Origin of the sequence: Actinokineospora fastidiosa, from assembly GCF_014648415.1 — a bacterium.
Classification (GTDB): Bacteria; Actinomycetota; Actinomycetes; order Mycobacteriales; family Pseudonocardiaceae; genus Actinokineospora; species Actinokineospora fastidiosa.
Map to the genome: position 1 here is coordinate 71147 of NZ_BMRB01000012.1, position 7033 is coordinate 78179.

A 7033-nucleotide genomic window follows, 5' to 3' on the forward strand; every position below is an offset into this window, starting at 1 on the left:
CCATCATCGGATGTCGATGATCACTTCCAGCGTGCGGGGCCCGTGAACGCCCTCGACGCGCTCGAGCTCGATGTCGCTGGTGGCCGAGGGGCCGCTGATCCAGGTCTGGGTGCGGACGCCTGCCAGCGCCGCGACGGCGTCGGGGACGCCGGGGACGATCTGGTCGGCGCGGACGACGACGATGTGGTGGTCGGGCACCAGGGTCAGGGCGCGGGCGCCCTGGTCGGGGGCGTCGTGGTCGAGGACGATGGTGCCGGTGTCGGCGATGGCGACGGCGCACGCGGTGATCACGCCGTCGACCCGGTCGAGTTCGGCGACGGTGTGCTGGCGGCGGTCGCCGCCCCATTCCGGCGGGCAGCCGGGCGCGGCGATGAAGCCCCGGTCGCCGATGGCGGCGGGGACGTCGTCGGTGATGCGGACGAGGGCGCGGTAGTCGCGCAGCATCTCGGCGAAGCGGTCGAGGTCGCCTCGGCCACGAGTGCCCGCGCGGCGGTAGTCGCGGGCGACCGTCGCGGAGGGACGGTCGCGCAACGCGCTGCGGACGCGGGCGAGGATGGCGGCGCGGGCGCCGGGCTCGGTCATCGGGTGTCCCACCAGTCGCGGAAGGTCTGGCGCGGGGGTTCGGGCAGGTCGCGGGCGCGGGTCCACGCCGACAGCGGTGGCGGCAGCATGGGGCGGCGGCCCAGGGCGCGGCCGAGGCGGCCCGCGCGCAGCAGGCGGCGCCAGCGGCGGTGGTCGGACATCGCCCAGGCGGCGGCGCGCATGGCGGCGGCCTCCGCCCGGGGTTTGGGCGCGCGGCCGCGCAGGTGGACCAGCATGGACGGGATGTCGATGGCGACGGGGCAGACGTCGTAGCAGACCCCGCACAGCGAGGACGCGTACGGCAGGGTGGGGTTGCGATCGATGCCGGTGAGCTGCGGGGACAGCACCGCGCCGATGGGCCCGGGGTAGGTGGAGCCGTAGGCGTGGCCGCCGGTGCGCTCGTAGACGGGGCAGGAGTTGAGGCAGGCCGAGCAGCGGATGCAGCGCAGGGCGGCGCGGCCGTCGGGGTCGGCGAGGGTGGCGGTGCGGCCGTTGTCGACGAGCACGACGTGGCTGGTCTGCCCCTCGGTGGGGCCGGTCCAGACGGAGGTGTAGGGGTTCATGCGCTCGCCGGTGGAGGAGCGCGGCAGCAGTTGCAGGAACACTTCGAGGTCCTGCCAGGCCGGGATGATCTTCTCGATGCCGACGACGCTGATCAGCGTGCGCGGCAGGGTCAGGCACATGCGGCCGTTGCCCTCGGACTCGACCACGACGAGCCCGCCGGTCTCGGCGATGGCGAAGTTCGCCCCGGAGACGGCGACGTCGACGGTGAGGAACTTGCGGCGCAGGTGGGCGCGGGCGGCCTCGGCGAGCACGCGCGGGTCGTCGGTCAGGTCGGTGGCGCCCATGCCCTCGGCGAAGATCTCGCGGATCTCGGCGCGGTTGCGGTGGATGGCGGGCACCAGGATGTGGCTGGGCCGGTCGTGTCCGAGTTGGACGATCAGCTCGGCGAGGTCGGTCTCCACGGCGGCGACGCCCGCGGCGGCCAGCGCCTCGTTGAGGCCGATCTCCGCGGTGGCCATCGACTTGACCTTGATGACCTCGCGGGCGCCGGTGGCGGTCACCAGCTCGGTGACGATCCGAGTGGCCTCCTCGGCGTCGCGGGCCCAGTGCACGGTGGAGCCGCGCTCGGTGAGGGCGGCCTCGAACCGCAGCAGGTAGGTGTCGAGGTTGGCGAGCACGTCGTCCTTGATCGCCGCGCCCGCCGCGCGCAGGGCGGCCCAGTCGGGCAGTTCGTCGACGACGGCGGCGCGCTTGGCGCGGATGGTGCCGGTGGCCTTGGCGAGGTTGCGGCGCAGCTGCGCGTTGTCCAGGGCCTCGCTGGCGGCCTCGGGGAAGGGCGCGCCGGTGAGGTTGCCGGTGCCGCGGGGCATTCCGATGAAGGTCATGTCGCCGCCAGGATCTCGGCCAGGTGCAGGGTCCGCACGCCGCTGCGCAGCCGGGCCAGGCCGCCGCCGATGTGCATCAGGCACGACGAGTCGCCCGCGGTCAGCACCTTCGCGCCGGTCGTGGTGACCGCGGACATCTTGTCGGCCAGCATCGCGGTGGAGGTGTCGGCGTTCTTCAGCGCGAACGTGCCGCCGAAGCCGCAGCAGGTCTCCGCGCCCGGCAGCTCGACCAGATCGATGCCCCGCACCGCGCGCAGCAGCCGCAGCGGCCGCTCGCCGACGCCGAGCACGCGCAGCGAGTGGCAGGTCGGGTGGTAGGTGACCCGGTGCGGGAAGTACGCGCCGACGTCGGTCACGCCGAGCACGTCGACCAGGAACTCCGACAGCTCGTAGGTCCGCGCGGCGACCGCGGTCGCGGCGTCGGCCAGCCCGGGACGGCCGTGCTCGCGGGCGACCTCGGCGTGCTGGTGGCGGATCGAGCCCGCGCACGAGCCCGACGGGACCACCACCACGTCGGCGTCGGCGAAGGCCTCGACGTGGTTGGCCACGATCGGCGCGGCCTGGGCGGCGTAGCCGGTGTTGATGTGCATCTGCCCGCAGCAGGTCTGCCTCGGCGGCACCACCACCTCGTGCCCCAACCGCTCCAACAGCGTCACCGTCGCCTTGCCGACATCCGGGAACAGCCCGTCGACCAGGCATGTGACGAACAGCGCGACCCTCACCCCCGGCACTCTAGACTGCTGTGGTCTGACCACACCAGCCCTGTGGTCAGACCACAGGAGGTGCGCGTGAGCGGATACGCCGCGGTGCTGCGGCACGTGGAGGCCGAGCTGGCCGCGGGCAGGCTGACCGTGGGCGCCCAGCTGCCCGCCGAGCGCAGGCTCGCCGAGGACCTGGGCGTGAGCCGCCCGACGGTGCGCGAGGCCATCCGGGTGCTGCAGGCGCTCGGCGTCGTGCGCAGCGGCGTCGGCTCGGGCCCGGACGCGGGCACGACGGTGATCGCGGACCCGGCGGGCGGCATCGCCGCCGCGCTGCGGCTGCACCTGGCCACCCGCCGCCTGCCCATGGCCGACCTCGTCGCCACCCGGGCGCTGATCGAGGGCGCGGCCGTGCGCGCCGCCGCGCGCGCCCCGGGGCACCCGGACCTCGACCTCGCCGAGGACCTGCTCGCGCGGATGGACGAGCCCGGCATCGACGCCGACACCTACCACCAGCTCGACGCCGACTTCCACGTCGCGCTCACCCGGGCGGCGGGCAACGCCGTCAACACCGCGGTCATGACCGCCCTGCGCGACGCCATCCACCACACCGTCCTGCACGCCGTCGCGTCGCTGCCGGACTGGCCGCGCACCGCGGCGCGGCTGCGCCGGGAGCACCGGGCCGTCCTGCGCGCGGTCCGCGCTGGCGACGGCGAGCGGGCCGCCGCCCTGGTCGTGCGGCACATCGAGGGGTTCCACCGGGAGTGGACCCGGCACGTCAGTCCCGGGTGAGCAGATCGCCGTCGCGGACCGCGTCGACCGACAGGGTGCGGTAGCCCGCGTCGTCGAACAGCACGGTGACGCGGTCCTCGGTGGACTCGGTGACCACCCCGTGGCCCCACTCCCGGTGGCGCACGGACGCGTCGACCGGGAACTCGCCGCTCTCGGGCTCGCCCTGCCCGGCGGTGCCCGCGGCGCAGGTGTCGCAGTTGCCGCACGGCTGCGGCAGGTGCTCGCCGAAGTAGCCGAGCAGCCGCTTGCGCCTGCAGTCGGTGGTCTCGGCGTAGCCGCGGACCATCTCGACCCGGGAGCGCACCAGCCGCTCGCGCGCCTCCGCGGTCTCGACGGCCTGGCCGACGGGGTCCTCGGCGTCGGTCGCCGACAGCAGGCCGTCGGCGTCGGCGGTGACCGCGCCGACCTCCTCCAGCAGGTTGATCGCCCGGGTCGCGCGGTGGGCGGAGGCGTCGACCTCCTGGCGGACCTGCTGGGGCGTCACCGGCTCGTCGTGCTCGCCGAGGACGCGGGTCACGTCGCCGATCGCGTCCTCGGGCGCGGCGGACGCGGTGAGGAAGCGCTGCAGGCCCAGGTCCTCGGCCCGGTAGAACAGCACGGCGTCGGCGGGCTCGCCGTCGCGCCCGGCGCGGCCGATCTGCTGGTAGTAGGAGTCCAGCGAGTCGGGGACGGAGGCGTGCACGACGAACCGGACATCGGGCTTGTCGATGCCCATGCCGAACGCGGAGGTCGCGACGACGACGTCCACCGCGCCGTCGAGGAAGTCCTGGTGCACCCGCTCGCGCGCGTTCGCGGCCATGCCCGCGTGGTAGTGCGCCACCCGCTTCCCGGTCGAGGCGAGTTCGTCGGCGTAGTACTCGGTGTCCTTGCGGGTGGCGGCGTAGAGCAGCCCGACGCCGGTGAGCTCCCGGACCCGCTCGACGACGGCGGCGCGCTTGCGGGCGTCCTCGGTGAACCGCTCGACCGACAGCCGCAGGTTCGGCCGGTCGAAGCTGGCCATCACCTCGCGGTGGTCGCGCAGGCCGAGGCGTCGGGCGATGTCCTGGCGCACGGGCGGGGCGGCGGTGGCGGTGAGCGCGACCGTGCGCGGGTGGTCGAGCCGGGCGAGCACGGGACCGAGGCGCAGGTAGTCGGGGCGGAAGTCGTGGCCCCACGAGGAGACGCAGTGCGCCTCGTCGACGACGAACAGGGACACGCCGAGTTCGGCGAGGGCGTCGACCAGGTCGTCCTTGGCGAGTTGTTCGGGGGAGAGGAAGACGTACTCGGCGCTGCCCTCGCGCAGCGCGGCCCAGGCCTGGCGGTTCTCCTCCTCGGTCTGCGCGGAGTTGAGCACGACCGCGTCGGGGGCGCGGCTGTCCTCGATGCCCTCGCGCTGGTCCTGCTGCAGGGCGATCAGCGGGGACACCACGAGCGTCGGGCCGTCGAGCAGCAGCGCGGGCACCTGGTAGATCGCCGACTTGCCCGCGCCGGTCGGGAGCACGGCCAGCACGTCGTGGCCCGCCATGAGGTGTTCCATCGCCCGCAGCTGCTCGGGCCGCAGCCGCCGCCAGCCGAAGGTGTCCGCCGCCAGTCGCCGCAGCCGTTCGCCGTCCGTCACCGCCCCGGCGTACCACCCTGGGCGCTAGTTCATGCCGGTCGCACGCCGCCGTCCTGTTTGCCCGGCTCGGTGCGGTCGAGGAGTTCCTGCAGCATCGCCTTGGTCTCGTCGTCGCCGTCGGGGCTCTCGGCGCTGTTGCGGTGGATGAGGTAGGCGGTCAGCAGGACGAAGGAGAACAGCTGCAGGAACTCGCTCTGCCAGTTCTCGAAGGTGGCGGAGAGGAACCGCGGCCAGAAGTCCGACCAGGAGAACGCCTGGCCGTGCTCCTCCGCGGTATCCCTGACCTCCAGCACCTGGGCGATGAACTGGCCGACCCAGGACACCAGGAACAGCGTGACCAGCACGATGGTCAGGGCGTGGTCGTGCAGCCAGCCGCGGCGGGCGGTGCGAGCGGGCAGGTGGCGTCGCCAGTCGGTGTCGTGCGCCATCGGGTCCTCCGTCTCACGGGGCGCGGCGGTCGAGGGGGTCCTCGTCGCCGCCGCTGGGCAGGTTGTCCGGCGGCTCGACCCGCAGCGCCTTCGCCACGGGGACGTCCGTCGAGGAGTGGAGCACGATCGACAGCGCGATCGTGACCGCGACCAGGTCGAACAGGTCCTGGGCCTCGGGCAGGCCCGACTGCAGCGCGAGCAGGCCGTAGACCACGGAGGCGAACCCCTTCGGCCCGAACCAGGCGACGACGGCGCGCTCGGGGGTGGGCAGCCGGGTCCGCACCAGCGACAGCGCCATGGCCGCGGGCCGCACGACCAGGATCGCCAGGACCGCCACGACCCAGGCGCCCGCGCTGAGGTCCAGCAGCCGCTCGGGGGTGATGAGCGCCCCGAACACCAGCAGCGCGGCGAACTTCGTGATCTCCGAGAGCAGGTCCCCGAAGCGCTCGAACCGCTCCGCGGCGTACGGGTCCAGCGTGGCCAGCGTCGACCCGGCGGCGAACGCCGCGAGGTAGGGGTTGGCGTGGGTGAGGTGGCAGGTGGCGTAGAGGATCACGGCCACGGCGAGCGGGCCGAGGGCGTGCAGCCTCGGCTCCGCGGTGAGCACCCGCAGCCGCCACGCCGTGGTGACCACGGCCGGTATCACGATCCCCAGCGCGAGCCCCGCGACGAGCTCCAGCGCGATCGTGCCCGGGTGCGGGTCCTCGTGCGCCGCCGCGGCGAGGAAGACGAGGACGAACGGCAGGGCGAGGCCGTCGTTGAGCCCGGACTCGACGTTGAGCAGCCCCCGCACGCGCGCGGGCACCTCCTTGCGCCCGACGATCGCCGCGGCGAACACCGGGTCGGTGGGGGAGAGGATGGCGCCGAGCAGCAGGGCGATCGTCCAGTCGAGCCCGGCCAGGTAGTGCGCGGGCACGGCGATGCCGAGCATGGTCAGCGGCATCGCCAGCCCCAACGCCCGCCCGGACAGCCGCCACCCGTCCCGGAGCGCCCGCAGGTTGGCCCGCTGCCCGTCGGTGAACAGCACCGTGAACAGCGCGAGATCAGCCAACCCGGTGACGAACACCCCGTCGGCGGGCACCGCCACCCACCCGAACCCGCCCGGCCCGATCAACGCCCCCGCCACCAGGAACAACAACGCCGTCGAAAGCACGGTCCGCGCCGCCACCCCGGAGAGCGACACGCTCACCAGCAGAACCACGCCGAACGCGAGCACGAGAGCCACAGCCCCACCTTGCTGGACCGAGGTGGGACGCGCTCGCCGAGCCGCCCGCCCCCAACGCCCCGGCGCCCCGCCTCACGCGGGCCGGAGTCAGCGGCCTCCACCGGTTCGCGTCGCGCTCGCACTTCGGCCGGGCGTGGCGGCCTCAACGCCCCGGCGCCCCGCCCCCACTCGCCCCGGCGCCCCGCCCCCACTCGGGCCGGCGCCCCGCCCCCCACTCGGGCCGGAGGCCCGGCCGCGTCCACGGTTCGCGTCGTGCTCCCGCTCCGGCTGGGTCGGCGACCTTGACGCCCGGTGCCCCGCTTCCGGTCCGGCCGGGGCTGGCG

7 protein-coding genes are annotated in these 7033 nt (G+C 74.5%); 1 reads left to right on the forward strand and 6 read right to left on the reverse strand.

The annotated features are described in order from the left end of the window. Positions 1 to 3 precede the first annotated feature (3 nt). Genes IEY98_RS31595 through IEY98_RS31605 form a run of 3 tightly spaced genes read right to left on the reverse strand, consistent with a single transcriptional unit; the run spans position 4 to position 2692 of the window. A complete protein-coding gene (locus IEY98_RS31595; protein ID WP_189214366.1) occupies positions 4 to 582 on the reverse strand; it encodes a LutC/YkgG family protein in 579 nt (192 codons plus the stop codon). Further along, entirely contained in the window at positions 579 to 1955 is a 1377-nt protein-coding gene (locus IEY98_RS31600; RefSeq protein ID WP_373292511.1) for a LutB/LldF family L-lactate oxidation iron-sulfur protein, read from the reverse strand. The genes IEY98_RS31595 and IEY98_RS31600 overlap by 4 nt, the downstream gene beginning before the upstream one ends. Positions 1956 to 1966: 11 nt before the next feature. Then, entirely contained in the window at positions 1967 to 2692 is a 726-nt protein-coding gene (locus tag IEY98_RS31605) for a (Fe-S)-binding protein (RefSeq protein WP_189214368.1), read from the reverse strand. Between the two features lie 66 nt (positions 2693 to 2758). On the opposite strand from IEY98_RS31605, the gene IEY98_RS31610 reads away from it, so the two are divergent. Next, positions 2759 to 3460 carry a FadR/GntR family transcriptional regulator gene (locus IEY98_RS31610; RefSeq protein ID WP_189214369.1) on the forward strand — a complete coding sequence of 234 codons (702 nt, stop codon included), beginning with the start codon at positions 2759 to 2761 and terminating at the stop codon, positions 3458 to 3460. Here IEY98_RS31610 and IEY98_RS31615 read toward each other — a convergent pair. From IEY98_RS31615 to IEY98_RS31625, 3 genes are read right to left on the reverse strand one after another with little or no spacing between them, the layout of a single operon-like run. Further along, positions 3447 to 5057: a RecQ family ATP-dependent DNA helicase gene (locus tag IEY98_RS31615; RefSeq protein WP_189214370.1), complete on the reverse strand. Its 1611-nt coding sequence runs from the start codon at positions 5055 to 5057 to the stop codon at positions 3447 to 3449. The two genes, IEY98_RS31610 and IEY98_RS31615, sit on opposite strands and share 14 nt — an antisense overlap. A 29-nt stretch (positions 5058 to 5086) precedes the next feature. Next, positions 5087 to 5485 (reverse strand): DUF6766 family protein, encoded by a 399-nt coding sequence (locus IEY98_RS31620; protein WP_189214371.1) that lies wholly within the window; start codon positions 5483 to 5485, stop codon positions 5087 to 5089. A 13-nt stretch (positions 5486 to 5498) separates the two neighbouring features. Next, positions 5499 to 6710: a cation:proton antiporter gene (locus IEY98_RS31625; protein ID WP_189214372.1), complete on the reverse strand. Its 1212-nt coding sequence runs from the start codon at positions 6708 to 6710 to the stop codon at positions 5499 to 5501. Positions 6711 to 7033 lie beyond the last annotated feature (323 nt).